This window comes from Streptomyces sp. NPDC058872, assembly GCF_042743065.1.
In the GTDB taxonomy this organism is placed as follows: domain Bacteria; phylum Actinomycetota; class Actinomycetes; order Streptomycetales; family Streptomycetaceae; genus Streptomyces.
Genome location: NZ_JBHYMK010000047.1, coordinates 41,041 through 65,056, shown reverse-complemented (window position 1 = coordinate 65,056; position 24,016 = coordinate 41,041). Strand labels below are relative to the sequence as shown.

Annotated in this window: 27 protein-coding genes and 1 pseudogene; 4 read left to right on the top strand and 24 right to left on the bottom strand. The window is 71.2% G+C overall.

The features are described from left to right. The first annotated feature begins 342 nt into the window (after positions 1-342). From ACFW22_RS26270 to ACFW22_RS26255, 4 genes are all read left to right on the top strand, one after another. A complete protein-coding gene (locus ACFW22_RS26270) occupies positions 343-1,230 on the top strand; it encodes a DUF5655 domain-containing protein (RefSeq protein WP_386408982.1) in 888 nt (295 codons plus the stop codon). A gap of 489 nt (positions 1,231-1,719) precedes the next feature. Next, positions 1,720-1,896 carry a hypothetical protein gene (locus ACFW22_RS26265; protein WP_386408980.1) on the top strand — a complete coding sequence of 59 codons (177 nt, stop codon included), beginning with the start codon at positions 1,720-1,722 and terminating at the stop codon, positions 1,894-1,896. Positions 1,897-1,904: 8 nt separating this feature from the next. After that, positions 1,905-3,116: a JmjC domain-containing protein gene (locus tag ACFW22_RS26260; protein WP_386408978.1), complete on the top strand. Its 1,212-nt coding sequence runs from the start codon at positions 1,905-1,907 to the stop codon at positions 3,114-3,116. Then, positions 3,026-3,835: an aldo/keto reductase gene (locus ACFW22_RS26255; RefSeq protein WP_386408976.1), complete on the top strand. Its 810-nt coding sequence runs from the start codon at positions 3,026-3,028 to the stop codon at positions 3,833-3,835. Before ACFW22_RS26260 ends, ACFW22_RS26255 begins: the two co-directional genes overlap by 91 nt. On the opposite strand, the gene ACFW22_RS26250 is transcribed toward ACFW22_RS26255, so the two are convergent. From ACFW22_RS26250 to ACFW22_RS26135, 24 genes and pseudogenes are all read right to left on the bottom strand, one after another. Further along, a complete protein-coding gene (locus ACFW22_RS26250; RefSeq protein ID WP_386408974.1) occupies positions 3,823-4,662 on the bottom strand; it encodes a hypothetical protein in 840 nt (279 codons plus the stop codon). The genes ACFW22_RS26255 and ACFW22_RS26250 overlap by 13 nt on opposite strands. Before the next feature lie 194 nt (positions 4,663-4,856). After that, the gene (locus ACFW22_RS26245; protein WP_386408972.1) at positions 4,857-5,183 is read right to left on the bottom strand and encodes a DUF6087 family protein; all 327 of its coding nucleotides are present in this window, start codon (positions 5,181-5,183) and stop codon (positions 4,857-4,859) included. A 232-nt stretch (positions 5,184-5,415) separates the two neighbouring features. After that, on the bottom strand, positions 5,416-6,240 hold the full coding sequence (locus ACFW22_RS26240; RefSeq protein WP_386408970.1) for an SDR family oxidoreductase: 825 nt from the start codon (positions 6,238-6,240) through the stop codon (positions 5,416-5,418). An 826-nt stretch (positions 6,241-7,066) separates the two neighbouring features. Further along, entirely contained in the window at positions 7,067-8,350 is a 1,284-nt protein-coding gene (locus ACFW22_RS26235; RefSeq protein WP_386408968.1) for a DUF317 domain-containing protein, read from the bottom strand. A gap of 17 nt (positions 8,351-8,367) precedes the next feature. Continuing rightward, positions 8,368-9,513: a DnaB-like helicase N-terminal domain-containing protein gene (locus ACFW22_RS26230; protein ID WP_386408966.1), complete on the bottom strand. Its 1,146-nt coding sequence runs from the start codon at positions 9,511-9,513 to the stop codon at positions 8,368-8,370. Continuing rightward, complete coding sequence (locus tag ACFW22_RS26225) at positions 9,513-10,772, bottom strand: DNA cytosine methyltransferase (protein ID WP_386409000.1); 1,260 nt, start codon at positions 10,770-10,772, stop codon at positions 9,513-9,515. Before ACFW22_RS26225 ends, ACFW22_RS26230 begins: the two co-directional genes overlap by 1 nt. A 26-nt stretch (positions 10,773-10,798) precedes the next feature. Further along, a complete protein-coding gene (locus tag ACFW22_RS26220) occupies positions 10,799-11,647 on the bottom strand; it encodes a hypothetical protein (RefSeq protein WP_386408998.1) in 849 nt (282 codons plus the stop codon). Positions 11,648-11,738: 91 nt separating this feature from the next. Then, complete coding sequence (locus ACFW22_RS26215) at positions 11,739-12,218, bottom strand: hypothetical protein (RefSeq protein WP_386408964.1); 480 nt, start codon at positions 12,216-12,218, stop codon at positions 11,739-11,741. A 24-nt stretch (positions 12,219-12,242) separates the two neighbouring features. Next, positions 12,243-12,785 (bottom strand): hypothetical protein, encoded by a 543-nt coding sequence (locus tag ACFW22_RS26210; RefSeq protein WP_386408962.1) that lies wholly within the window; start codon positions 12,783-12,785, stop codon positions 12,243-12,245. A 62-nt stretch (positions 12,786-12,847) separates the two neighbouring features. Further along, on the bottom strand, positions 12,848-13,447 hold the full coding sequence (locus ACFW22_RS26205; RefSeq protein ID WP_386408960.1) for a hypothetical protein: 600 nt from the start codon (positions 13,445-13,447) through the stop codon (positions 12,848-12,850). 134 nt (positions 13,448-13,581) lie between these two features. Beyond that, positions 13,582-14,403: a hypothetical protein gene (locus ACFW22_RS26200; protein WP_386408958.1), complete on the bottom strand. Its 822-nt coding sequence runs from the start codon at positions 14,401-14,403 to the stop codon at positions 13,582-13,584. Further along, positions 14,400-15,119, bottom strand: a complete 720-nt coding sequence (locus tag ACFW22_RS26195; protein ID WP_386408956.1) for a DUF317 domain-containing protein — start codon at positions 15,117-15,119, stop codon at positions 14,400-14,402. Before ACFW22_RS26195 ends, ACFW22_RS26200 begins: the two co-directional genes overlap by 4 nt. Positions 15,120-15,122: 3 nt before the next feature. Next, positions 15,123-15,584 carry a hypothetical protein gene (locus ACFW22_RS26190; RefSeq protein ID WP_386408954.1) on the bottom strand — a complete coding sequence of 154 codons (462 nt, stop codon included), beginning with the start codon at positions 15,582-15,584 and terminating at the stop codon, positions 15,123-15,125. A 155-nt stretch (positions 15,585-15,739) separates the two neighbouring features. Continuing rightward, positions 15,740-16,717, bottom strand: a complete 978-nt coding sequence (locus ACFW22_RS26185; protein ID WP_386408952.1) for an alpha/beta fold hydrolase — start codon at positions 16,715-16,717, stop codon at positions 15,740-15,742. Then, complete coding sequence (locus ACFW22_RS26180) at positions 16,714-18,507, bottom strand: type IV secretory system conjugative DNA transfer family protein (RefSeq protein ID WP_386408950.1); 1,794 nt, start codon at positions 18,505-18,507, stop codon at positions 16,714-16,716. The genes ACFW22_RS26185 and ACFW22_RS26180 overlap by 4 nt, the downstream gene beginning before the upstream one ends. A 55-nt stretch (positions 18,508-18,562) precedes the next feature. Next, positions 18,563-19,336 carry a DUF317 domain-containing protein gene (locus tag ACFW22_RS26175; RefSeq protein ID WP_386408948.1) on the bottom strand — a complete coding sequence of 258 codons (774 nt, stop codon included), beginning with the start codon at positions 19,334-19,336 and terminating at the stop codon, positions 18,563-18,565. Beyond that, positions 19,333-19,854: a hypothetical protein gene (locus ACFW22_RS26170; RefSeq protein WP_386408946.1), complete on the bottom strand. Its 522-nt coding sequence runs from the start codon at positions 19,852-19,854 to the stop codon at positions 19,333-19,335. The genes ACFW22_RS26175 and ACFW22_RS26170 overlap by 4 nt, the downstream gene beginning before the upstream one ends. A gap of 85 nt (positions 19,855-19,939) precedes the next feature. Continuing rightward, complete coding sequence (locus ACFW22_RS26165) at positions 19,940-20,716, bottom strand: DUF317 domain-containing protein (RefSeq protein WP_386408944.1); 777 nt, start codon at positions 20,714-20,716, stop codon at positions 19,940-19,942. A 2-nt stretch (positions 20,717-20,718) separates the two neighbouring features. After that, positions 20,719-21,024 carry a hypothetical protein gene (locus ACFW22_RS26160; protein WP_386408942.1) on the bottom strand — a complete coding sequence of 102 codons (306 nt, stop codon included), beginning with the start codon at positions 21,022-21,024 and terminating at the stop codon, positions 20,719-20,721. Between the two features lie 287 nt (positions 21,025-21,311). Continuing rightward, the gene (locus ACFW22_RS26155; RefSeq protein WP_386408940.1) at positions 21,312-22,154 is read right to left on the bottom strand and encodes a DUF317 domain-containing protein; all 843 of its coding nucleotides are present in this window, start codon (positions 22,152-22,154) and stop codon (positions 21,312-21,314) included. Then, complete coding sequence (locus ACFW22_RS26150) at positions 22,145-22,501, bottom strand: hypothetical protein (protein ID WP_386408938.1); 357 nt, start codon at positions 22,499-22,501, stop codon at positions 22,145-22,147. The genes ACFW22_RS26155 and ACFW22_RS26150 overlap by 10 nt, the downstream gene beginning before the upstream one ends. A 32-nt stretch (positions 22,502-22,533) precedes the next feature. After that, positions 22,534-23,334: a DUF317 domain-containing protein gene (locus tag ACFW22_RS26145; protein ID WP_386408936.1), complete on the bottom strand. Its 801-nt coding sequence runs from the start codon at positions 23,332-23,334 to the stop codon at positions 22,534-22,536. Then, a complete protein-coding gene (locus ACFW22_RS26140) occupies positions 23,331-23,714 on the bottom strand; it encodes a hypothetical protein (protein ID WP_386408934.1) in 384 nt (127 codons plus the stop codon). Before ACFW22_RS26140 ends, ACFW22_RS26145 begins: the two co-directional genes overlap by 4 nt. Positions 23,715-23,736: 22 nt before the next feature. Then, positions 23,737-24,016 (bottom strand): annotated as a pseudogene (locus ACFW22_RS26135) (hypothetical protein); the annotation flags it as partial.

Genomic DNA, 24,016 nt, shown 5'->3' with positions numbered 1-24,016 from the left:
ATCTTCGTTTGTCCACACACCAACCGATGATCACGCGGTGGCCGTACCCGTTCCCAGCCAGGGTCGCCACAAGATCGCGAAACCAGACTGGAGTATTAGAAGGCACCTGCTCTATCCGCTGAGCTACGGGGGCTGACCTGCGAAAACGCAGTCTTCCTGGCGCTCGTCCCGTGATGCTGTGGGACGTATGTGGGATTCTCGGACCCCGGCGGTGTCGTGGGATGCGGACGTCCCCGACGGGCCGGAGGTAGCCTCTCACACCATCTTCACAAGCCCGAAGACCCTGATGGAAACAATTCGATCACCGTCTGTTGTTGCAGCCCCGTAACCGGAGAGAAGGCGGTGTCGGGTCTGAGGCTGTTTAACACGAAAAGCATGGTGACTGAGGTCGTGTCGCGTTTGGCTGAGGTTGAGGCTGATGTGCAGGGTCTCGTCGAGGAGAGCATGGAGACGCTGCTGGGCGTCCGGTTCTTGGCGAGCGAGTACGGTACGGGGCCGGTTCATGGTGGCCGGATCGACTCGCTCGGGTTGGACGAGAACGGGTCACCGGTCATCGTCGAGTACAAGCGTTCGACTGACGCGGGTGTGATCAACCAGGGCCTGTTCTACCTCAGCTGGCTGATGGACCACCGGGCTGAGTTCGAGCACCTGGTCCGCGACCGGCTCGGGGTGACGGCCGCGTCCCAGGTGCTGTGGAGCGGCCCGCGTCTGATCTGCATCGCCGGCGACTTCACCCGCTACGACGTGCATGCCGTGCGCGAGCACCGGCGCTCGATCGACTTGGTCCGCTACCGACTCTTCGGCAGCGACCTGCTCGGGCTTGAGACCGTGGCGTCCGTGAGCGGCGGCATGCCGGTGGCCCGCCGGGCGCGTCGGCAGGCGGTTGCTCGGGCGGCGGCCGGCGTCCAGGGTGCGTCGATGGTGGAGCTGGCGAGCGCGGTCGATGAGGCGCTGCTCGGGCTCGGGGACGGTGTGAACCGCGTCGAGCGCAAGACGTACCGGGCGTATCAGCGACTGCGGAACTTCGCCTGCGTGTGCCCGCCGCAGCGGAGCAAGCTCCTGGTCTACCTGAAGGTCGACCCGAAGGGCGTCGACCTCGTGCCGGGATTCACCCGGGACGTGTCCGGTCTCGGTCACCACGGGACGGGCGACCTGGAGGTCCAGCTCCGTACGCCGAGGGACGTGGAGCGGGCGCAGGAACTGTTCCGGGCGAGCTACGCGGCGGCGTGATCGACTGCCGGCCTCGTGGCGTGTGTACTTCGCGGGCGGTCTGAGGTTGTCGGGAGACGCCTTTCGACGGTGGGGCAGGGCGTGGCGGTGGAACATCAATGATCTGTGGGATCGCCGGTTTGGCCAACCGGCGATCACGCGCTATGTTCCCCTGCCCCGCATCCTGGCGCCTCTGACCGTGCGAGGCGCTGTCACCCTGACCCGACCAGGTTTGCGAGGCCGAAGAGGGTGTCTGCGGCGCGGAAGCCGCCCTGGGGTATTCGGCGGTTCACTCGAAACGCTTCCGTCTACGCCCCGGGGTGGATCCGCACGGGCGCGAGTGAAACGAGCGGTTCCGCGGCACCCCGGCCAACCGCACCGTGCCAGAGGTAGCCAAGGAGAGGCGATTCGTATGTGTGTCCGAATTTCGCTCTACTGGCATCTGCTGGACGCGGGTTAACTCGTTCCTTCGCCCGGACCCGGGCGGTAGTAACCGAGGGGAGAGCGTCGATGGCAGACAGGGCGTCCACGCAGACGTCGGGGACCAGTCTCGCGCTTCTGATCGCGGTGGAGGAGCTGGCGACCGCGCATGACCGGAGCGAGTCTGAACGGTCCGACATCACCAGCTCGCAGAACAGCGCGGGCGATGACGGAGAGAACCGCGATCTGAACCTTCCGAAGGCGTAGGGGAGGCCATGGAGCACCGGCTCGTCACCCACATCGAGGAGGCTCTCGGCTGGGACGGGCCGGGCTCCGTGGGGGCCGCGTTCGCGCGTGGCCGTCTCACGGACCCGGACCTGCCTGCCCGCCTGCTGACCCCGCACAAGCTGCTGGACCTGATCAAGCGTCGTCACCTGGCCAACCCGCAACTGCGCTGCTATGCCGAGGGCGAGGAGGTCCACCCGTCCACGTTCCTGTCCACCAATGTCAACCGGCGCAGGCAGGCGGTGAGTCAGGCCGATATGGCGGCCCTGGGGCACATCCTCAACGAGGGCGGCACCGTGGTGCTGGACCACGTGGACTTCTTCGACCCGACGCTGGAAGTCGCCTGTCGGGCCCTGGGCTGGTGGTCGGGTGAGCTGACCTCGGCCAACGCCTACCTTGCGGTCGGCGACACCGACGGATTCCATCTGCATTGGGACGATCACGAGGTCATCGCCGTGCAGTTGTCCGGGGAGAAGTCGTGGGAGGTCCGCGGTCCGTCCCGGCCGGCGCCGATGTACCGCGACGCGGAACGCAACCGCACGCCTTCCGAGGAGGTGCTGTGGAAGGGCACGATGCGGGCCGGGGACGTGATGCACATTCCCCGTGGTTTCTGGCACACCGCCACCCGCCTCGGCTCCGGCAGCGACGGCCACTCACTGCACGTGACGTTCGGGTTCACCAAACGCACCGGTGTCACATGGGTCAACTTTCTCTCCGACACCGCCCGCGCCGACGAGGCGTTCCGCCGCGACCTGGAAGGCGCCGGCGACGCCGGCCCCACGGGACTGGCGGACAGGCTCAGCACTCTGGCCGCCTCCTACAGTCCCGAGCGGTACCTGGACGAACTGCGCTCCAGCACCCCGCCCGCCCGCCACATGCCCCACGTGGCGGCCTTCGGCCGGTTCGACGGCGTCGTGGCCGTCACCGAGTTCGCCCCCCACATCACCCGGTCCGGCGACACGGTCCAGGTTCGCGGTGGCGGCAAGCAGCTGACCTTCCACGCGCGGGCGGAGGAGGGCCTTCGCGCACTCCTGTCGGGTCACCCGGTCCACCTGGAGGGCGCCGACGCAGACACCACCGCCCTGGCCGACCTGCTGATCACGGAGGGGCTGTGCGAACCACTGACGCAGACGTCGTCCTCGGGCTATACCGGTCTGGTCACGCCCGTGACGTACTCGAAGCAGCCGCCGGCCTCGGCGTAACGCGCCTCGACACCGCCGCGAACTACCTCCACCACCGCTCCCACGAGACACTGAACGCGGTGGCCGGCGACCTCCTGCCGAAGTTCTCGATCTCCACCAAGGTCGGGTACTTCCCCGGGGAACACTCCCTCGCCCCCGACCGGCTGCGCGCCGCCATCGAGCGGGCCGCGAAGGATCTGGGACGGGAACCGCAGGCCGTGCTTCTCCACAACCCCGAGCACGCACGCCCCGGCGCCGAGGCACTGGCGCGGGCGTGTGAGGTCCTGGCCGACGCCGCACGAGCGGGACTGTGCGGCGGATGGGGCGTTTCGAGCTGGGACCCGCGCCCGCTCACGGACCTCGACGTGCCCCGCCCTGACGTCCTCATGATCCGGGCCGGTCTCCTGGTGGGCGCAGATGTCCTCGAAGCGGCCGAGGCCCTGGTGCGGCGGTGGAAACCAGTGCAGGTGTGGGGCATGAGCCCCTTCGGCGGCAGCACGAGCGAGCCGGCATGGCAGAAGTTCGACCCCCGGATCTTCCTGCGGGACTCCCAGTCGGCCACACCGGTCCAAGCGGTCTACCGCTCCGCCTTCCGGCTGCCCCCGGTCGACGCGGTCGCGGTCGGCACGGACAACGCCACCCACCTGCGCGAGCTGGTCGACGCCCTGGCGTACGAGGTCGACGACCAGGTCGTCCAGGAGTACCGGCGGCTCCTGCACGCCCGTCGTCAACGCGACTGAAGCTCCCCCGCCACGCGCTCAGCCGTCTTCCGGGCGGCCCCCAGCCGTGGGTCGTCCGGGTCGGCGTACGGGCCCAGGATCTTCGCGGCGACAAACAGCGTCATCAGCCTGCCGTCCCGGCTCTCCACGTCCTCACGCCGCTCGCTGCGCACGCGGTCGGCCAGGGACGGGATGGCGAGGGAGGTGCCCCACAGGTTCGCCGCGTCCAGACCGCGCGGGGCCATGCCCCAGTCCTCCCAGTCGAACACGCAGAACACCGGCGCCGTTACGTTGGCCCAGTTGAGGTCCGCATGGGCCGGACGCCACTCACCCACGGACGTATCGACGTCCGGGAAGACACCGCGGATCGTTTCCGCGACAAGCTCCTGCGTCAGGGTCTGCGTGTCCGGCGTCGCGATCCGGTTGGTGTGCTGCGAACCCAGAGCATCCAGGGAGGCGTTGAACGCGGCCCACCACTCCTCGGACAGCGCAGGCTGCTTCGTCAGCACGGCGTTGCCCACCGGCGCCGCGGGCAGCAGCTCTGTCTCGTCCGCCCGCCACATCACCGGATCCGTCTCGTCCCGCCACGCCACTGCGGCAAACCAGGCCGGCTTCGCGACATCCGACAGCGCCTCTGCGGACGCGGTGCCGTCACCTCCCTGGACCCCGATCCGGTCCAGCCCGCGGCGCTCGATGCGCACCCACGTACTGCGGTCCGTCCGCGCTCCCACCGAGCGGCGCTTACGCACCACACTTTCGCGCTCCAGCCTTGTCCCCAGCGACCGCTCGACACGGTCCAGTACGGCTTCCACCGGCTCTCTACGCAGATCCACCGAACGCAGCGTCATGCGCCCGAACGTACCCCAGAGCCTGGGACGCCAAGCTCGACACCGAGCGCCTTGCGACGACGACTCCCGCCTTTACACCCGCCGTGAGCCGACTCGCGCCGCCACACCCGGGCAGGTCGTGAGCGGGCCGTCATCCTCGCCCGGACCGGGGCCGGCCGTCGGAGCCCGCCCACGGTCTCTCAGGCAGCCAGCACCTACTGGTCTCGCTCCTCGGCAGGGGACGGCTTCCGGTGCCGACCGCGTCCCTTGCCCATCGCGGGCCGGTCCCATTCGGCAGGCTTCTCCTGCTGGGGCGGCGGCGGGTACAACAGGGCCTGGGCAGCGGCCAGGTCCTCGACGACGCCGACCACCACCCACTCCGTGCCCGTCCACTCCTCGATCGCCCTCGGCGCGTCAGGGTCGATATGAGCCCCACGGCGCGGGCCACTACCCAGCGGCACCGCGCGCAGCCTGCCCTTCGAGGCGGCCTGGCGCTCGGCACGCCGACGCGCCCACTCCTCCAGCGGTTCGTCGTCCTGCATTCGTGCATCGTGGCCGAGAGGCGGTCCGGGCCGCCACCCAGTCACCCGCGCGGATGAATGAGCGAGCGCAAGGGGAAGGCGACACGCCGGCGCCCGGCAAGCTCACGGAGGTGCTACCGCTCGCGCTCGCTGCCACTTCCGGTATCGCCTGGACCACAATCGCAGATACGACGGGGCCTGGTGCCGACTCCCACAGGGCGCCTTGCAGTTGACCTCGGACGGTTGTCGCTCGTCAGCTCTTCCCCAGAAACTCTTGCACTCCGCGGAGCCGGGTGCTCAGCCGCTGTCGGGTAGTGCGGCTGTCGAGGCGTACGTCAAGGGCCCCAGGCAGATGGCTGTCTGCCCGGCGGCCGGCGGGCAGCAGGGCGGGATCGAGCCCGTCCCGTCGAGCGATGAGCCCGCCGAGGGCGTAACGGCTGACGGCGTCGGGGCCGGCCAAGTGGAAGACGCCAGTCGCCTCGGTGAGCGCGAGCTCCCACAGGGCAGCCGCGAGGTCGGAGACATGAACGGGGCAGCGGACGTCGTCCGTGAACAGCGCTCCCGTGCGTGTGCCGCCGACGAGTTCGTGGACGAGGCGTTCGTGCGCGGACCCGCCGTCGCCGATGATCAGCGACGTGCGGGCGACGGCGGCGTTGGGGTGGAGGAGGCGTACCGCGGTCTCGGCGGTGGCCTTCGCCGCCCCGTATGGGGTGATCGGGTCCGGGAGTGCCGCCTCGTCGTAGTGCACGTCGGCCCCGGAAAAAACCGCGTCGCTGGACACGTGCACCAGACGGATCCCCCTGCTTGCCGCCGCCACGGCGAGGCGGACAGGACTGTCAGCGCTGATCGCCCAGTCCGCGTTGCCACTGGACGCGTTGATCACCGTGCTCGGGGCCACGGCGTCGAGGACCGCATCGAGGCGCACGGAGTCGCGCAGGTCCAGCTGATGCCACGCAGCGCCGCCACCGTCGCCGGGGCGGGAGTTGAACGTCGCGGCCGTGCCACGGCCCGCCGCGCTCGCCTGACGCACCAGCTCCGACCCGAGGAACCCGCTGGCTCCGATGATCAGCACCGTCATACCGCTACACGGTAGCGGAGAAAGGCCCCACTGGACACCTCGGATGCAAATACATAGCGAAATCCAAATAAGCAACACAGGGAAGTCGACTGGCGTCCTCGTGGTGTGTACGCGCGCCACGCCCACCTTTTCCGGTGTTATCCCGAAGGTCGCATGGAGGGTTCATGAAGCGCTATTGTAGGCGCGCTGTCGCCCGCCTTGCGGGGGTCTGGCTCGTGCTCTGCACGGGGTGGTTCGGTGTGCCGGGCCGCCCTGTCTGGAGCACGCAACCGGCGTGCCCTCACAGGAAGGTGGATCAATGTGTGGTTCATCAGGGCGGGAGCCCGAAGGTCCGTCAGGAGGTAGCCCGTCGCAGGGGCTTCAGAAGCTGAAGGCCATCTGCGCCATCGTGGCGTCGGTGTTCTCTGTTCTGGCCAGCTGCGTGAAGCTGCTGCCCTTCCTGAGGGACTGAGGCCGTCCGGGACCGGGGCGTAGCCGGTCCCGGACGGCCGTTCGGGAGGGGTCGGCGCGGACGTTTTCGTACGCGTCGGCCCCAAGCTTTTGCGGCGATCGGATTGCTAATCCCTGCCGTGTGCGTAGTTGCTAACCTGCGCCTTTATCGACCCGGTTATCCGAGTTGTTGGCTGGGTTGCAGGCTAATTTAACCGGGTGATTATGTGGCTCTTTTGGGTGCGTCAAGACCAGCTTATGCCCGCTCGTAATCTAACTTCTCGTCCCGTCGAAATCCAGCGGGTCGTCTGGGTGTACCCCTGCCGTCAGGGCATCGGCGCAGGTCAAAGCCGGTGGTCTCTGTGCCGCGGCAGTGTCGGCCAGGCTTGAGCGCTGGTTACCGACGGCGGGTGGGTACGGGCGGAGGGAGCCGGGGGATGGCCGCCGGTTGCGGCCTCGGGATCGGCCGTGTGGGGGACGGAAACAGGTCGGCGGTGGTGCTGGCGAGTTGGGTCAGGAGAGTGTGGGGAACGTCGGCGGAGAGGCGGATGGTCCACGCCGCGCGGTCGAGGTTGTTCCCGCCGTACAGCATCCAGCGGTCGGTCGTGGCGTGCGGGGTGTGCTCGAAGGTGATGGCGCCGGCTGCGGTCCAGGTGGTGCGGGCGGGGTGGCTCGCCGGGTGCCATCCCGCCTCGCGCAGGACGTCGTGTGCTTCTCCGGCGGTGGTGAGTGGTGGGGCGTCGAGGTGGTGCAGGACCGTGTGGATCAGGGCGACGGGGGTGCCGGCGGTGAGGGTGGCGTGCCAGAGGCGTTCGCCGACCGGGCCGTCGTACTCGGCGATCGTCCAGGCGACGTCGGTGCGGTGGCGTGCTTCGTGGTCGAACTCGGCCCGTACGGTGAGGGATTCGTGGGAGGCGATGGTCGTCTCGTCGAAGGGCCGGTACCTCTCCCACTGGCGTTCCTGGTCGAACAGGTTCTGGAGGAAAGCCGCGTGTTCACCGGGCTCCGCGACCGGAGGCTCGACCGAAGGCGCGGGGGCGTGCTCGATGAGGGTGGCCGGGGGCGTGCCCGCGAGGAGTTGCCGGACGGTCTGTTCGAGGTCGGTGAGGGGTGCGGGGCCGGGGCGGACGGCGACGGAGTAGAGCCGGTGGAACTCGGCGACGGCCTCCGCCTCGGTGGCGAACGCGGTGTCGTTCTCCTGCCGCAGGTGGTTCTCGCCGTGGAGGTGGACGTGCCGGCGCACGCCCGTGCTGTACGAGCCGACGGCGACGGTGTTGTGGCCGTCGTCGGCATGCAGGTGGATGATCAGGCGGCCTTCGGAGATGTCGTCGTGGATGCGCTGGGCCTCGGCGCTGACCTCGCGGATCTCGTCGCGGGTGCACCAGGGCATGGGGTAGTTCCCCCAGGTCCACTCGGTGTCGATCTCCTCCTGGAGGGCCGGGGTGATCTCGGTGGTGAAGCCGTACTGCTGGAGGAGTTGTGCCGCCTGGGCGGTGTAGTGGGGTTCCTCGCGGTCGATGCGGGCCAGGACCATCGTGGTCGGGCCGGTGCTGCGGAACCCGGCGTCGTGCAGGTGGGAGCGGGCGGCGTCACTCGTCGGCCCGGACGTGGTGGCGATGACGGCGGGATGGTGGTCCGGGTGGAGGGTGAAGTGGACGTGGGCGTCGGCGGGGGCGTGCATCTGGGGTCCTTCGGGATTTACGGGGTTCGGCCGGCGGCGGCCCGGGCGGCGGTGGGGCGAGCAGGCGGTGGCGAGGCGGTGGGGGCGCGGCGGATCGGAGGGCCGGCGCGCGTCGGGGGTGCCTGTCGCCGCTGCGGAAGCGGGCGTCCGATGGCGTGCTGCCAGCGGGTGCGGATGGCACCGAGCTGGGCGAGGGACCGGCGGGCACCGGCGACGAGCTGGAACGGCGTGTTGCTCGGGTCGTCGGTGTACGCCTCGATCCGACGGCCGGCGTGTTCTGCGGTGGCCAGGAGTGAGCGCTTCAGGGTCAGTTGGCCCCAGTGCTCGACGGATCCGGCGGGTTCGGCGAGAAGGCGGAGCACGTCGCCCGGCTCGCTCGCGTTCCCCAGGAGGCCGCGCTGTTGGGCTTCCCATAGGACGGTGACGGGATCGACGGGCTCCTGGCGGCGGGTGAGGGTGGTGAGGCACTGCCACAGGCCGGCATGCAGCGGCTGGGTGAAGTCCTCGGGCAGCAGCCACCGTACGGAGGCGACGTCGGCGGGGTAGGCGGTGGCGGTCGCGAGCAGCAGTTGCTCCTCCTCCGCCGCTTCGACGTGGTCGGGCACGATGGTCGGCGGGGCGAGCGTGGTGTGGGGCAGGGCGCCGGCGCGTGGCGGGAAGCGGCCCGCGATGTCGTCCACGGCCGCGGCCAGCGCGTCGGCCTCGGCGAGCACCGTCTCGACGGGGTGCGGCAGGGAGGCATCGTGGACCGTCTGGACGAGGTGCTCGGCGGCGGCTCGCAGCCGGCGGCGGGCGTGTTCGGCCTCGACCATCCGCGCGTAGGCCGCCGCGTGCCGCGGCCAGGGACAGACTTGGATGAGCGTGTGCAGGTAGGAGGCGGTCAGGCCGCGTGCCTGCTCCCGGCCCGCGACGAGCACCTGGTTGAGCCACGTGGTGTTCTTCGCGTGCTCGTCCGGGTCAGGCGGGGGCAGGGAGCTGATCGCGGCGTACAGGGCTGCGTGCGCGGCCGTGGAGAACGAGTCGGCGCTAATCCCGGACACGTCGCCGAGATGCCGTGGATCGAGAAGAAGGGCGCCGAGGAGGGCTTGCTCGACGTGGAACACCGGGTGCGGGGCCGGGACCGTGTCGAGGCCGTCCTCGTCGGGATCGGGACTGTGGGACATCAGGCCGCCAGGGCGAAGTCGTCGGGATCGAGGGTGACACCGAGGTGCGGGGCGAGGAGGTGGCCGGCGAGCAAGGGCGGCACCGCGTTGCCGATCTGCGAGAACTGCTGCCCCTTGTTCCCGGCCCACGGGTAGTCCCCGGGGAAGGTCTGCAGGAGACCGGCCTCGCGAGCGGTAATCCGGATCGGCTCCGGCACCGCGGACGCCTCCTCGTCCAGCGCCGGCGTCGAGACCGGCTCGGCGACCCAGGTGCACTCGTTCGCACGGTGCCCGAAGAACAGCGTCCCGGCCGGCTCGTCGATCCCCCGGACGGTGGCGTTGGCCTGGTTGTTGCTGCGCAGCGACCAGGACCAGCGGTGCGCCTCGGAGGTGAAGGTCGGCGCCGGGGCGGTGGCGGCACGGTTCTCACGGGTGCCGTGCCGTGCCGCCCACCCTGCGCCTTCGCGGCGGGACTGCAGGACCACCCCCTCCAGCCGCGGCATCCAAGTGCCGCGCTCACGGGCGTCGATGAGGGTCTTGCGAGACCCGGAGGGGAACGGCTCGGGCCCGCCGCCGGGTCCGCCGCCGGCGCAGACGGTCGGGACGGGCCGGTCCGTCGCTCCCCAGCCCAGGGCCTCGGCCATCGACACCCAGCGGGCGCGGCCCGGCCCGAAGAGGCTCTCGGGCTCTGCGACCTGGGCATGGGTCGGTGTCGGGGGCTCGGCGGTCCGGACGCGGGAGGCCAGCAGGATCGCCCGCCGCCGGGTCTGCGGGACGCCGTAGTCCGCGGAGTTGAGGATGCCGCACCACACGGAGAACCCCCAGGACCTCAGGATCTGCGCGTACTGCCTCCACAGCGGCAGCACGTCGGGCACCTCCTCCATCGCCACCCACTCCGGCTCGCCGACGGCGCTCAGGGCATGGAGGTAGCGCATCGGCTCCGCCGCGAGCAGTGAGCGCTCGTCCTGACAGGACGCCAGGAGCTTGGCCCGGGTGTCGAGGCCGGCGGCGAGGTCCGCGACCGCCTGGTGGACGAGGTCCTGGTCGAGCAATCCGAGCCGCTTGCCCGCCCTGCTCCACGCCTGGCACGGAGGTGAGGCGATAAACCCCTGGACCCTGCCGGCGAACACCCGCACCGGATACATCGACACATCGGTGCGGATCGTCAGCAGGCCAGCGGCCACCCGCGTCCGGCACGCCCATTCGTCCCATTCCAGCCCGACGTCCCGAACTCCGAACCGCTGCAGCGGGACGCTCCAACCACCAGGACCCGCGAACAGGTCAAGCACGAGCCCCTTCGAGGGGATCACGACGCGAGACCGAAATCGTCCTGCTCGACGTCGCCGCGGCAGCTCCAGGGGGAGCAGCCGTTCACCACGCCCAGCTCGGCGGCCTCGGCTTCGACGTCGTCGAGGGCGGCGCGCTCGGCCCTGGTGACGTGGTCGATCGGCGCCTGGTCGAGTGGGACGCGGGAGCGGTGCAGGAACGCCTCACCGAGCAGCTTGTTGCCGGTGGCGTTGGCGCGGGCGTTGCCCTTGCGGATCGCCGCGTCGAACTCGACGACGTCCTCCCATTCCGCGGGCGAGGCGTCGCGAATTTTCCGCCACTGCGCGTTTCCGTGAAATGGACACCCGAGGCAACTTGATTTCGGGGTGTCGGCGAGGTTGAGCGAGGAGAGGTATCGGACGCAGTCGGATCGGGACCATCCCATGTCGATCAAGGGGTGCCGGTTGCGCATGTACTTGACGCCGGAGTCCTTGGCGCGATGAAATTCATCGGTGGATATCCCGATCCACTGCTCGACGAAAACACCCTTCGGGACGCGAGTCGGATACGGGTATCCGAGAAGGTCCCGGACCTGCTTCTTGATCGGTTTCACCTTATATTCCCCGGTGCACTGGCGCCGGGTCATCCCAGGTCGGCCGTCCTTGTTGAGGATGTAGAGCGGCATAGACGCGAACCGGTGATCGGGGTTGAGGGCGTCCTCACGAATATTCCCGGAGGCCACCCGAAGAATGGGGATGTCGGCGGGCTTTGCTATCTCGCGTTCGAGGCGGTCGAGGTGCTCATAGACGGAGCGCGGTTCCCACCCGGTGTCGGCGAAAATCGCGTAATCAATTTTCGGGAGAACGCCTTCGGCGGACAGGGCGAGCAGGGTGCTGGACTGGACGCCGGCACCAAGCGAAAGGGAACGGAACTGGGGAGAGGGTGAAATGGCGGAATCCTTGGATGGTGCGGGGATGCGGTCAGCGAGCGATTGCTCGGAAAGTGCCAGCCGCCGGGGCGGGCAGGGGTGCGGGAGCGGAAGCGCGGCAGGTTTTGAGGGCGCGGGTGGCTTCGCGGGCGCTGGCGAGCGCGGCGGTGTGGTGAGGCAGGACGCGGTCGGTGATCCGCCAGGCGGCACGGACCGGATCGCGAGGAGCGGCGACGGCCGGTGGCGCGGGGTTGAGGTCGGTGACGTCCTCGTGGAGTCCGTACGGGATCACGGGGCAGGTCAGAACTTTGTCCCGGCGGTGCTCGATGAGGTAGAGCTCCAGGTCGTCAGGGCCCAGCAGCGTCGCGGCGTGGAGACGGCCGGCGAGCACAGGACGGGCGTCGATGGGAGTCCAGACACGGCAGAGGTCGAGGGACTGGTCGGCGGGGCGGGGGTACCAGCGGCGGACCGTCTTCCAGGTGCCGGGCAGGTGGTGGGCGAGCTGGAGGGTGAAGAGGTGGAAGGGGTGCAAGAAGATCCTTGAGGGTGGGGGATGTCAGCGAGTTCGGCTGACGGCGGGAGCACAGGCCGCGGCGGCGGGCCGGGACACGGCCGGCGCGGCCGGGTGGGGCAGGTTGCGGGGTGCGTCCGTGGTGGCCTGGTGGCTGAAGGCGGGGGCCACGCGGTCGAGCCCTTCGGCGATCTGCCGGGCCTGGGTGTGAGCATCGGCGAGCTGCTCGGCGACATCGGTGGGGAGTCGGTCCCACTGGGCTTGGTACTGGTAGCGCTGGACGATCTCGGCAGCGTTGCGGAGCTGTTCGGCGACCTGCCGCAGGATCGCGGTCTGCTGGTCCGGGGCGGTCGCCGTGTGCGTGGCCTGCAACAGCGCGTCCAGCGCGGCAGGCAGCGACTCGTCGTCGGTGGGAAGGCCGTAGAGCGTGGCGTGCAGTGCCTGGGCGTAGGCCGTTACCGGTCCGCCCCGGCCGCGGCTTCGGTACTCCACGGGGGCTTGCCGACGGGCGCCGAACTGGACGGTCACGTCCCGGGGAGCGGCGCCGGGGTGGAGCTGGTCGGCAAGAGCGCGGGCGAGATCGTGCACGGTGGGGATATCGGAGGACGTGGAAGCTCCTTGGGTGGCGGTGCTGCGCGTGAGGGGCGTGGTCACAGGAGGCGGCGCTGGGCCGGGGGCTTGCTCGGTGGCACGGCGGCAGCCGAGCGGCGGCGTGCACGGGCGGGGATATCGGCCGGCGTGGGGATGCCCAGGCTGACGTGGGCGCTCAGGCCGTCGGCGTAGGCGTGTGCCTCGGCAGCGGAGACGGCGCCGAGCAGGCCGCGCTCGTCCAGGTCGTCCCGCGGGTGGTAGAGCGCGCCGTCTGGCGTGGGGGCGAAGCCGTGCTGCTCCAGAAGGAACCGGGCGGTGGTGGTCGAGGCGGTCACGGCGACCGTGCCGTCACCGAACCGGAAGTGCAGGTCCGGGTCGCCTGCCGGGTTCTGGGGACTCCAGCGGGTCGTCCAGGAGAGATCGACGAGATCGTAGGTATGGGCCAACAGCCCGTACATCGCGGCGCCCGCGCGCTCCTGGGCGTCTTGCGCGGAGCCCGGTGGCAGAAGGTAGAGGGTGCGGCCACGGTGCTGGTGCGCGTGGAAGCCGGCCTCGGGGAGCAGTCGGTCGGCGCCGCGGATGCGGCGGTTGAGGATGACGAAGGTGTGTCCGTCGTCGGTGGATCCGATGAACACATCGGGGATGTCGAGAACAGACAAACTGTCACCAGGGGGTCGGGAGTTGTTGGCGGGAGCCGGGAGCCGGGAGCCGGGAGGCACAAGCGCCGGAACGGCGGTCCGTGCCGGGGTTTTCGCGTGGGCCCGGATGCGGGCGGCATGCCGGTTGGCCTGGGTCAGCGGACGGGCGCGGTGGATTTCGAGGCGGTCGCGGCGGGGCGGGTGCCCAGGGCGGGGCCGGTCGGGTTGCCGAGCCTGTCGGCGAGGACGAGCCGACCGAGCGGCGAGAGCACGACGCGCTGGGCCGAGGACGGCCGGGCGTAGGGGTGGTACTCGGTCAGATCGCGTGTGTGGAGGGAGCGGAGGGTGCTGATCGACAGGCGGGGGATGCCGCTGAACACTTCCCCGGCGTCCCTGCTGACGGTCACCTGTCCCCGGGCCACGGCGACCAAGGCGGCATGCCCGGCGTGGCTCAGCCGGACCTCGCGGACTGCGGGGTCCGTCGGCGCCAGGGGCGAGCGCCGGTTGCGGGCGGCGCTGCGGGCGAAGGCGGCTGCGGCGTCGACCGCGTCACCAGCCGCGTGGAGGGTCAGTGCCTGCGCCTGGTGGACGGGTGCGGCCACCTGCCGCAGCAGCGCCTCCGCCTCGTCCCGGCTGCGCGGGGCGGCGGATTCGAGGTGGTCGAGCGCGGAAACGAGGAGGTCGCCGGTGTTCATCGCCAGGAACGACAGCTGGGTGATCCGGCTGGCGGCGTGCATGTCGTAGACCAGCCCCATCGCATGGTGGGTCTCGATGAGCGCGCGGACGCCGCGTGCGTGCTCGGTCAGCTCGGTGGACCGCGCGAGCTGCCAGCACAGGCGCTCGCCCAGCCTGGAAAGGAGCGTGCTGTAGAGGGGCACGTGGGAGAGTTCGTCCTGGCGGCGGGTGAAGTGGCCGGCGAGGTCGAGGAGAGGGACGGCGAGGGGCGTGTGACCCGCGCTGTCGGTCGGGGAGGTCATCGGCGTCGGCCCTTCGCGTCGGTGTCGAACAGTCCGCCCAGGGCGTGCGTGACCTGGGCCCCGAGCCCGCTGTGCCCGGCCACCGGCGTCATCCGGGCCTGGCTGCGGGCGAGGAACGGGATGTCGTCCCGGGCACGCTCGACGGGATCGGGTGAGGCGAGGACCGACAGGAACTGCCCGGCGAGAGCGCCGGGGAGGTCTCCCTCGGCGCGGACGGACCAGTGGGTGCCGACCCCGTCGTACACGGAGTGCTCGACCCGCCAGGCAGCGCCGGGTGCGTGGTGCATGACGCAGTGCCCGTCGGGGGACGTGAAGGACGTTTTGTGCGCGGTCCATCCGTTGATGTCGGCGATCTCGGCGACGGAGCGCTCGGCGAGGGGGATCCGGGAGGCGTACCGGGTGTCGCCCAGGAGCTGGGGCAGCACCTGGGTGATGCCGGCCAGGGCTTCCAGAGGGGTCTGCCACGTCGCGGTGACCTGCCAGAACGGGCCATGGTGGGAGATCGTCCACCAGCTCCCGTCGGGGCGGGTCGGGGCGAAGTCCACCAGCGCGTCTCCGCCGGGACTGTCCACGGCGACGTGCCCGGACAGGGGATCGTGGCTGTGCTTCCAGCCGAACAGGTGGATCAGCGGGCCGAGGACATCGGCGAGGCGGTCACCGGCGCCGGCCAGGTACCGCGGCGAGACGAGGACACGATCCGTGCCGCTGTGCTCCATGCCCTACCGCCCCCGCCGGGTGGAGACCTCGCCCGCCGCGGGCACCGAGGCCGGTGCGGCGCCGCGCGACGCCAGCGGCTCGGCGGCAAGGTGTCTTGAGCCGCGGGCGACCGCGAAGGCGGCGTGCGTGCAGTTGGCTGAGGCGACGTCGAGGCAGTGGACTGCTTCTGCCAGCGCGTCCTGGAGGTCAGCGAACGCCTCGTCGGGAGGACCGGGCACGCCGGTGCCGTCGAGGGGGTCGGCTGCGACGGCTATGGCCAGGTGGGTGGAGGCGGACGAGGCGGCGACCACGGTGGCGGTGAGATCTGCCAGTACCGGCCGGCTTTCCGCAAGCTCCGCGTAGGGGGTGGCGGCAAGCGTCTGGATCACAGCGAGGAGTTCGGCCGTGATCCGCTGCGAGCCGAGGAACAGGCTGCCGGCCCGGTCGAAGGTGCGCGGGCTGCGGGAGTCCTTCAGCCTGGTCACGCCGTCGCGGGTGACGGCGTACTTGATGGATACCGACGTCAGGGCGTCTGCGAGATGCAGGGCGGTGTCGGCAGGGGTAGGGGAAATGGAGGGCGTTCCTTTCTGCAGGGGCCGGGCCGGGCAGTGGAAGGTGGCCGCGCGTGCCGTCGTGGCGCTCAGGCTGCTCGCGGGCCGGTCAGTGACGGAGGCAGGCGGCTACGAGGTCCGGAACCCTGAACGGCGGGGGCTGTCTTGTCCTGCAGGCCCTCTTGCTGTGCCCGCTCTATGAGGTGAGCGGCTGACGTGGCGCAGCGGAAGATACGCTCGCTGACCAGTTGGGCGTGGCGCAGGGGCAACGCGTGGGTGGCGTCCGGGATGGTCTCCAGGCGGGCGCTGGGCAGGCAGGCGGCAAGGCGGTTGGTCTGCTCGGGCGGGATGTGGGTGTCGAGGCTTCCGGCGAGGAGGTGGACCCGGTTGCCGAGCTGCCGCAGCGCCCCGGGGCCGGGCTGCTGGTCGGCGAGGTCGTGCCAGAGGGCGGCGATGTCGCCGGTCGCCATGGTGTGCAGGCCCTGTCGGCATGGCAGCGGTCGTGCACCGGACTCCGGGTGGGTTGGGGGACGCAAGGCCCATCGGCTGGTGGCGGGAAGGCTCCGCCGGACGGCGTCGAGCAGGTACGGCGTGTGCGTGCACGCGGACACGAGAAGGTTGCGGACCAGGGCGAGGAAGGAGTGGGCAGGGCCGGTGCCCGTGCGTGTGCTGATGCCGCCGTACGGGGGCGAGATGAGCACCAGGCCGCGAATGCGGGGCGCGAAGCGGGGGTGGCGTGCGACCAGGCGCATGACCGTCATCGCTCCCATGGAATGGCCGGCGAGCACGAGCGGTCCTTGTGGCGCTGTCGTATCGAGGACCTGGGCGAGGTCGTCGGCCAGCTGGTCGAGGTTAAGGGCGGCGGTGCCGCGGGTGGAGTTGCCGTGCGCGCGGTGGTCGTAGCGCACGACGCGCATGCCTTCGTGGAGCAGGAGCGGTACGTGTGAGCGCCACAGGGCAGCGGTGACCGACAGGCCATGCACGAGGACGGCTGTCACGGGGGCCTGTGCAGGGCCGTCGACGTAGGTGCTGAGCCGGGCGCCGTCCGGGAGCTGGATCTCTCTCATGCTGCGGTCCCGAAGTCGGTCTTGCGCGGTGCGTGCTTGGCGACGGCCCGCTGGGTGATGCCGTCGGAGGCCGACTTGGACGCGGCGGAGAGTTCGGCGGCGCCGGGCTCCAGGTACCACGGGCGCAGGTCGAGCATCGCCGCGCGCATACCGGTGGCGAAGCACAGGGCCGTGCCCTTGGGCAGGGCTCGGATCGCGTCGGCGGGCAGGATCCGCTCCTGCCGCATGGACACGGAGGTCGACTTGCCGGACTCCGAGTGCGAGGTGGAGGTGGTCTCGACGTCGTGGTCGCCGATCAGGCGGCTCAGCTTGTCGGCGAAGTCCGGGTCGTCGATGCCGGATCCGATGACCTTGACGGTGGAGGCGGACCACATAGCGTCCATGCCCGCGTCCCCCCACACTTTCTGGCCCTGCCGGTAGGACTGCAGGATCGTGATCGGGATGATCCCGCGGGACCCGAGGTGCGAGTACAGGTCGGGCAGGTCGCTGATCTTGCACACGTTGGCGGCCTCGTCGAGGATCGCGAGCATCGGCGGATCAAGACGCCCGCCGGCGCGTTCGGCCTGGGCGGTCGCGGCCCGCATCACGCTGTCGGCGCACGCGGCGATCAGAGCGCTCGCGCCTCCTCCGCCGTCCTTCGACAGCAGGAACAGCGTGTCGGTGGAGGTGACGAAGGTGGCCGGGCGGAACTCGGCGGCGTCCTTCTGCGGGGTGACCCACGCGGCGATCTGCGAGTTGAGCAGGGCGGCGGCGTACTGGCGGGCGGTCTCGTAGATGCCGTCACGCGTCTCGGGCGGACCTTCCACGGTGCCCTTGAGCTGGGCGGCGACGGCGGCGAAGCCGTGGTCGCGCAGGATGTCGAGCGGGGTGCGGTCGGCGGGGAACGCCAGCCACTGCATCACGTCGGTGATTGGCCGCTCGTCGAGCGCCGCGGCCAGGAAGAGCTGCGACAGGATGTTGCTGCCGGCCTTGGACCAGAAGTCGCCCTGCTGGCTGGCGTCCACGGAGGCGGCGAGGAAGTGACCGGCGAGTCGCCCGGCGCCGTCCAGGGTCTTGGCGTCGGCGAGGGGGTTCCACCACATCGTCCGCTCGGCGTGGGCGATCTGCTGCGGGTCCATGGACCACACCAGCCCCACCTGGGACCGGGCGTCGTAGCACGTGGTGTAGGCGTCGCCGGCGGCCTTGTTGGAGGTCAGCAGGACCGGGCCGGGCGCGTTGAGGACGGAGGGGATCGCCAGGCTGGTGGTCTTGCCCGAGCGGGGCGCCATGATGGCGACGGCCACGTCCTCGTAGCCCATGCGGACCTCGCTCCGCGTGCCCTGGAGGTTGCCGAGCAGGATGCCGGTGTCCTTGGCGTCGATGTGCTTGGCGGTCTTCAGGCTGGGACGCAGGGAGCGGGCCTTGTCGGTGATGGCCTTGGCCATCAGCGGTTCGATGTCGCGGGCCTTGGCCATCCCGTCGACCTTCTTCTTCCGGCCGCTGGACCGGTTCTTGTAGCGCAGCCACACGGCTCCGCCTGCGGCGGCGAGCAGCAGCGTCACCAGGACGGGGATGATGCGGGTGGCCAGGAGCAGGGACGTTTCTCCGGCCTGCGGCCAGAGCTGTTCGGGGTGCAGGAGGGCGTCAGTCGGCTGGTAGGGCACCCAGGCGTCGGTGCCGGTTGCCCAGGCGGCGAGGTTGCCGCCGAGCCAGGCGAGGGAGGCGAGGGGGAGGCCGACGGCGAAGGCGCCGAGGAGGAACTTCAGGGCTACGTCGTAGCCGTCGGAGCTGGAGGAGGGGGTGGATCGCAAGCGGTGGGTCCTTGGGCGGTGCGGGCCGGGTCGGGCCGGGTCGGGCCGGGGTTCGTCAGCGGGTTCGGCGCCGGGCCGGCGGCGCTGCGGGCGGTGCGGCCGGCGGGCTGGCGCGGCGGGCGGCGAGACGCTCGATCCGCTCCGGCAGCACGCGGGCCGCGCTCTCGGCGGGCACTTCCCGCCACTGCATGGTGATGCGGCGCAGGGAGAGCCCCTGGGTCTGCTCGTGGCTGCGGATCACCGGTTCGGGGTCGGCGAGGGCCTGGAGGAACGTGCTCACGAGGACCCGGGGCATGGAACTGGAGAGCCGGGCTCGCCATAGGGGGTCGTCCCAGTCGAGGGTTGCCGTGATGTGCCAGTCGGTGCTGCCGGAGAAGTTGTGGCGCTCGCCGCGCACACGACGGTCCGGCGAGCGGAAGTCGCTGTTGGCCGCGATGTCCCATCCGGCCCGGTGCAGCAGCTTGTAGGGGTCGGCCGCCGCCCTGGCGCTGGGGTCCGCCGCCCTGGCGCTGTAGTCCGGGTGGGTCAGTGCGTCGGTGACGGCGGCGATCAGCTCGACGGGAGTGGCGCCGTCGAAATGCGCGCTCCAGACGGAGCCCGTGCGGCCGTCATTGTGGGAGAGGTGCCACCACGGTCCGTTCAGCGCCGGTTCGAGCCGGAGCATCGACTTCCCGTTCGGGCTGGTCAGCACGACTCTGGCCGCTAGCGGGTCGTGGCCAGGGTTCCATCCGGCGCCGGCGTGCAGGGCGGTCGTGACCCACGCCGGGTCGCCGGGGCCGGCCAGATAGCCGGGCGTGATGAGCGCTTGCTCGACCGTCTTCTTCCTCACCGGCACATCCCGGGCCGCAGCGGGCTCGCGGGCCGAGCCGGAGCCGGTGCTGCGTGTCCCGGGCGCGGTGGCGTCTTGAGGGCTGTGGCGTGGATGTCGAACAGGACGCGCCCCTTGACGGCCCAGGTGTCCAGGTGACTCCATGCCTCCTCGTTGCGTTCCGCCAGGGAGTCGACGACCTCCTCCTGCGGCAGGGGCGCGGCGGCTCGCCGCGCTTCCCGCACCTTCGCGTGCTCGCCGCGCAGCGCTTCCAGGCGGTCGAGAGCGTGGCGCAGTTCGCGCAGATGCGGCGACCAGTGGGGGGCCACGTCCCCCGCGCTGACGTGCTGGAACTGGAAGGCAGCCATGTTCAGCAGCTCGCGGGCACAGGACCGGACGGGCTGGAACGCGCGCCAGGTCTCGGCGTCCCGCTGGACCATGCGCCAGCCGTAGCTCACCTCGTCGAGCGGCAAGCCGTCGGCATCGGAGTGTTCGTCGGAGTAGGCGTCCCAGGCGGTGAGGATGGCCTCGCTCTCCACCAGGAACGTCTCCAGCCGGGTGAGCAGGAGGGAGTGGGCGTCGGGTGATGTGGTCAGGGGTGCTCCTTCGGTGCGGTTCCGGTGGTCAGCGATGGCGACCGCTCTTGGGCGGCGACAAGGGAGGGGAGCTCGGGATTGCCGACGGGCTCGCGCGGCGAGCGGCGAGGGACTGAACGCGGTCTTCGAGGGCGGAGGCGATGTGGACGGCGAGCACGTCTGTGGTCCGGCGGGTGACGAGATTCGGGTCGAGGGTCGGCAGGCTGCGCCCGCTGTCGGTGCGGTGTACCGGCTTCGGGTCGGCGAGCGCGGTGGTGAACGCGGCGACGAGGTGTGACGGGGTGTGCGCGCCGAACCGCGCCTCCCACACCTTCTGGCCGAAGCCGAGCGTGACGGTGACGAACCAGGCGCCGGGAGCATCCAGCGTTCCCAGGCGTTCGACGTACGCCGACTCGTCAGGTGATACGAGGCCCTGGACGCCGTACTCCGACCAGCCGTCCTGCCGGAGGGGCTCGTACGGGTCGGATGGTGCGCTCGCGTCTGGCGGCGGTCCGGTGAGGGCGTCGGTGACGGCCGCGATGAGTTCGACAGGGGTCCGGGCGCCGAAGCTGGCGTACCAGGCGGGCCGGTCCGGCTCGGCGGCGTGGTGCAGGGTCCACCACTGGCCGTCGGGGTCGGGCTCCAGTCTCAGGAGGGCCTTCTGGTCGGGGCTGGAGAGCAGGACGCGCGGCATCAGGGGGTCGTTGCCGTGGCTCCAGCCGCAGGCGCGGTGGAGGGGGACGGTGATCCAGGCGGGGTCGCCGCCGCCGGCGAGGTGGCGCGGGGTGATGAAGTCGATCTCGACGGTCTCGGGGGCGGGGGGCATGCTCATCTCCGTGCCGTGGTGTGCCGGTTGGGTGCGGCGGTCGGGCGTGGTGCGGGGGCCAGGGATGAAGGGGCCTTACGGGCTGCGGAGTTGATCTCGCCGAGTGCTTTGCCGTGGGTGGCCCAGTCGTCGAGGTAGCTCCACGATTCGGCGTGATGCTCGGCGAGGGCGTCGTCGTATGCGGGGGTGCCGGGTTTGGCGGAGGCAGGCAGGGCGTTGAGGGTCTGCAGCCACTGCTCGTGCAGTTCGTCGAGCCGGCCGAGCGCGTGGTGCAGGACGCCCAACTGGTAGACCCAGCGGCCCTGCATCTTGCTTTCCGGGAGGCGGCCCAGCTGCGTCTCGGCCGTGGCGAGCAGGTGGTGGGCGCCGTCCTGGAGCGGCTCGAACGCTGCCGCGGTGTGGGCGTCGCGCTGGCTGGCGCGTATGCCGTAGGCGTGGTCGTCGTGGGGCCAGCCGTCGAGGTCGGTGTGCTCGTCGGAGTAGGCGTCCCAGGCGTCCAGGATCTTCTTGCTGTCCTTCAGGTAGCGGTCGAGGTGACGAAGCAGAGCGCGGTGGGCGTGGTGGGCGGAGGAAATCGGGGAGGGGTCCTGTCGGTTCAGCGGCGAGGTGCGGGCTGGGTGGTGGCAGCCCGTGCCGGAGGTACGGGGGACTTGGTCTGCCGGTGGGCGGCGCGGGCCTGGCTACGGAGGTCCTTGACGCGGGCGAGGTGCGCGTCGACCGTCTGCTGCGGGGTGAGCGGGCTGGGTTCTTGGACGACGCCGTGGCGGGCGGTGGGGTCGAACATGCCGCGCTGCAGCGGTGCGGTGTCGGCGAGCGCGGTGACGAAGGCGGTCACGAGGTGCTCGGGAACAGCGTCGTCGAGGAAGGCGTGCCACAGGCGAGGGCCGCCGACGAAAGCGTCGGGGCTGTCGCGGACTTCGACGTGCCAGGACGCCCGGCCCGCCTCGCGCCAGGGCACTGTGCCGCGGCCGTGCGCTGGGCGGCGCTCCACTCTGCAGCCCGGCGGGTAGGAGTCGGCGGCACCACGGCCGTCGATGAGCCATCCCGCGGCTTCCAGTACGGGCAGCGGGCTGACCGGCTCGGCGGGTGTGGGAGCGACGAGGGCGTCGGTCAGGCCGGCGAGCACCTCGGCGGGGACGAACGCGCCGAACTCGGCGTACCAACCGGGCGAGGTGTCGGTGGGCTCGGCCCGCAGCCGCCACCATGCAGAGGTGGCGGACTGCGGGTCGAACTGGAGCCGGTGGCGGTGATCGGGGCTCGCCAGGATGATCTCGGCACTCAGCGGGTCGGAGGTGCGGGTCCATCCGGCGGCGGCCAGACCATGGGTGACGTGACGGGCGTCCCCGGGGCCGGCGAGGTGGCGGGGACTGGTGTCGAAGGGGATCTGCCCGCCGTGCTTGTCGGCGAAGGCGGCGAGCTGCCGCTCGCTCAGCGGCACCGGCCGCACCCCGGCTCGCCCCCGGCACCACTGCCGTACAGGTCACGCAGGCCGTCGAGCACGCCGTGCAGGGAGTGCTGGTCGGCCTGCTCCCATGCGGCAGTGCGCAGCTCGGCGATCAAAAGGTCGCCGGCCAGGGTGCGGGGGACGCCTGGGTGGTCCTGGAGGGCGCGGGCGAGGGCGCGCAGGGTGTCGGCGAACTGGACGGGCAGGCCGGTGTACTCGTCCAGGAGGGGCTCGACGAGGGCGAACACCTCGTCCGGGTCGGGGTTCTCGCGCAGGTATTCGGTGAGGCGGGAGAGGGTTTCGGTCGCGGTGCGGACGGTGTCCGCGGTGAGCGGGAGCATGGGGTTCCTCAAGATGGTGGCGTGCAAGGGGGTCAGCGGCGGGTCTGGGCGCCGCCGGCGGGGGTGTAGGGGCGGGCGGTGGTGCGCGGCCGGGTGCTCCTGGCGCTGTTGCGGGCCCAGGTGGCGGCGCGGGCGGCCGTGATCCGGGCCTGCTGCCACGCGCTGAGCTGGGAGGGCTTGACGGAGACCGACCAGGTGCGGATCTGCGCGCTCGGCGGTACGTGTCCGCGCGGGCGCATCACGGGGTCGGGGTTGGAGAGTTCGGCCGAGAAGGCTTCCACCAGGTGCATCGGCGTGGTCGGGGAGAAGTTCGCGGTCCAGCCGTTGCCCTGGCGGTCCTTCGCCCCGGTCCACCACATCGCCTCGCCGCCGGGGCTCTGGTGGTACTGCATCCACGCGGTGCCATCAGGGCTGGTCGCGGTGTAGTGCCCGCCCTCGAACCGCGTGTGCCAGTTCTGCTCCTGCAGCGGCGCCCAGACGTTGGGGGCGTGCGCGGAGCGCGGAAGGGTCATGGCGTCGGTGAGACCGGCGATGATCTCCACCGGGGTCTGGCGGCCCAGGTGAGCCGACCACTCTTCGGTGCGGCCGGTCGCGGCGCCGTGGATGGTCCATCCGCCAGGCTGGACGTAGGGGTCGTAGACGATACGGACGGTGCGGTCCGGGCTCTGCATGGCCAGGGGACCGCCGCTCTTGGAGTGGTCCCGCCATCCCGAGGCGCGCAGGAACTCGGAGACGTGGCGGACGTCGCCGCCGCCCGCCAGCGCCCGGGGCTCGACGAGGTAGTGCTGTTCGGCCTGCTCGCCCGGCCCCCAGCCCTGCCACGTCTGCTTCATCGGTGCCGCCGGATGACGAGCGGGGCGGGCGCCGGGGGCTTCGCCGCCGTTGCGGCGGGCTGGGCGCCGACCCGCCGGAGGGCGGCGCGGTGTTCGTCCAGGTCTCCTGCGATGTCATCGAGGCCGTTGGCGGCCCGGCCGAGGGCGAGCCACACCTCGGCCGGCAGCGCGCCCCGCTCGGCCTGTGCCTTCGCGAACGTGCTGCTGACGGACACAAGGCCGGTGACGCCGTCGAGCAGGCCGTCCTCCGGGTCGAGGACGGACGCGATGACCTGCACCGCTTCGTGGGGCGGGAGCTGGGCGAGGTGGTCGGTCAGCAGGCCGAGTTGCCGGGCGATCTCGTCGGCCAGCCGCACGGCGTAGGGGGCGGAGTGGGACATGCTCCTCCAGATCGATGGGCGGTCAGTGGTGGTGGCGGTGGCCGACCCGCCGGGTCGTGGCGAGGACCGCCTCCGGGCGCGCGCCGGCCAGAGACGGGACATGGTCGGGGCCCACGGGGATGCAGGCGCGCAGGTAGCGGCGCAGCAGGGCCGTCGCGAGCCGGGGCTTGAGCAGGAAGGTGGAGGGCCGGGGTGTGCGGGGTGCTACGGGTTTCTCCGGGAATCGAGCGGGGGCGTGGGGGGCGCGGGCCCCGCGGGGCGCGGCGGCCCCCGCCGGTGAGGGGGGGCGGGCGCGGGCGGGG

Excerpts from the sequence above, each read along its gene's own strand:
- ACFW22_RS26195 (WP_386408956.1), bottom strand. The coding sequence starts at position 15,119 with ATGGAGCACAGCGGCACGGATCGTGTCCTCGTCTCGCCGCGGTACCTG.
- ACFW22_RS26200 (WP_386408958.1), bottom strand. The coding sequence starts at position 14,403 with ATGACCTCCCCGACCGACAGCGCGGGTCACACGCCCCTCGCCGTCCCT.
- ACFW22_RS26230 (WP_386408966.1), bottom strand. The coding sequence starts at position 9,513 with ATGTCCCACAGTCCCGATCCCGACGAGGACGGCCTCGACACGGTCCCG.
- ACFW22_RS26150 (WP_386408938.1), bottom strand. The coding sequence starts at position 22,501 with ATGCTCCCGCTCACCGCGGACACCGTCCGCACCGCGACCGAAACCCTC.
- ACFW22_RS26240 (WP_386408970.1), bottom strand. The coding sequence starts at position 6,240 with ATGACGGTGCTGATCATCGGAGCCAGCGGGTTCCTCGGGTCGGAGCTG.
- ACFW22_RS26140 (WP_386408934.1), bottom strand. The coding sequence starts at position 23,714 with ATGTCCCACTCCGCCCCCTACGCCGTGCGGCTGGCCGACGAGATCGCC.
- ACFW22_RS26235 (WP_386408968.1), bottom strand. The coding sequence starts at position 8,350 with ATGCACGCCCCCGCCGACGCCCACGTCCACTTCACCCTCCACCCGGAC.
- ACFW22_RS26160 (WP_386408942.1), bottom strand. The coding sequence starts at position 21,024 with ATGCAGGGCCGCTGGGTCTACCAGTTGGGCGTCCTGCACCACGCGCTC.
- ACFW22_RS26260 (WP_386408978.1), top strand. The coding sequence starts at position 1,905 with ATGGAGCACCGGCTCGTCACCCACATCGAGGAGGCTCTCGGCTGGGAC.
- ACFW22_RS26245 (WP_386408972.1), bottom strand. The coding sequence starts at position 5,183 with ATGCAGGACGACGAACCGCTGGAGGAGTGGGCGCGTCGGCGTGCCGAG.
- ACFW22_RS26165 (WP_386408944.1), bottom strand. The coding sequence starts at position 20,716 with ATGCCCCCCGCCCCCGAGACCGTCGAGATCGACTTCATCACCCCGCGC.
- ACFW22_RS26250 (WP_386408974.1), bottom strand. The coding sequence starts at position 4,662 with ATGACGCTGCGTTCGGTGGATCTGCGTAGAGAGCCGGTGGAAGCCGTA.
- ACFW22_RS26185 (WP_386408952.1), bottom strand. The coding sequence starts at position 16,717 with ATGAGAGAGATCCAGCTCCCGGACGGCGCCCGGCTCAGCACCTACGTC.
- ACFW22_RS26265 (WP_386408980.1), top strand. The coding sequence starts at position 1,720 with ATGGCAGACAGGGCGTCCACGCAGACGTCGGGGACCAGTCTCGCGCTT.
- ACFW22_RS26145 (WP_386408936.1), bottom strand. The coding sequence starts at position 23,334 with ATGAAGCAGACGTGGCAGGGCTGGGGGCCGGGCGAGCAGGCCGAACAG.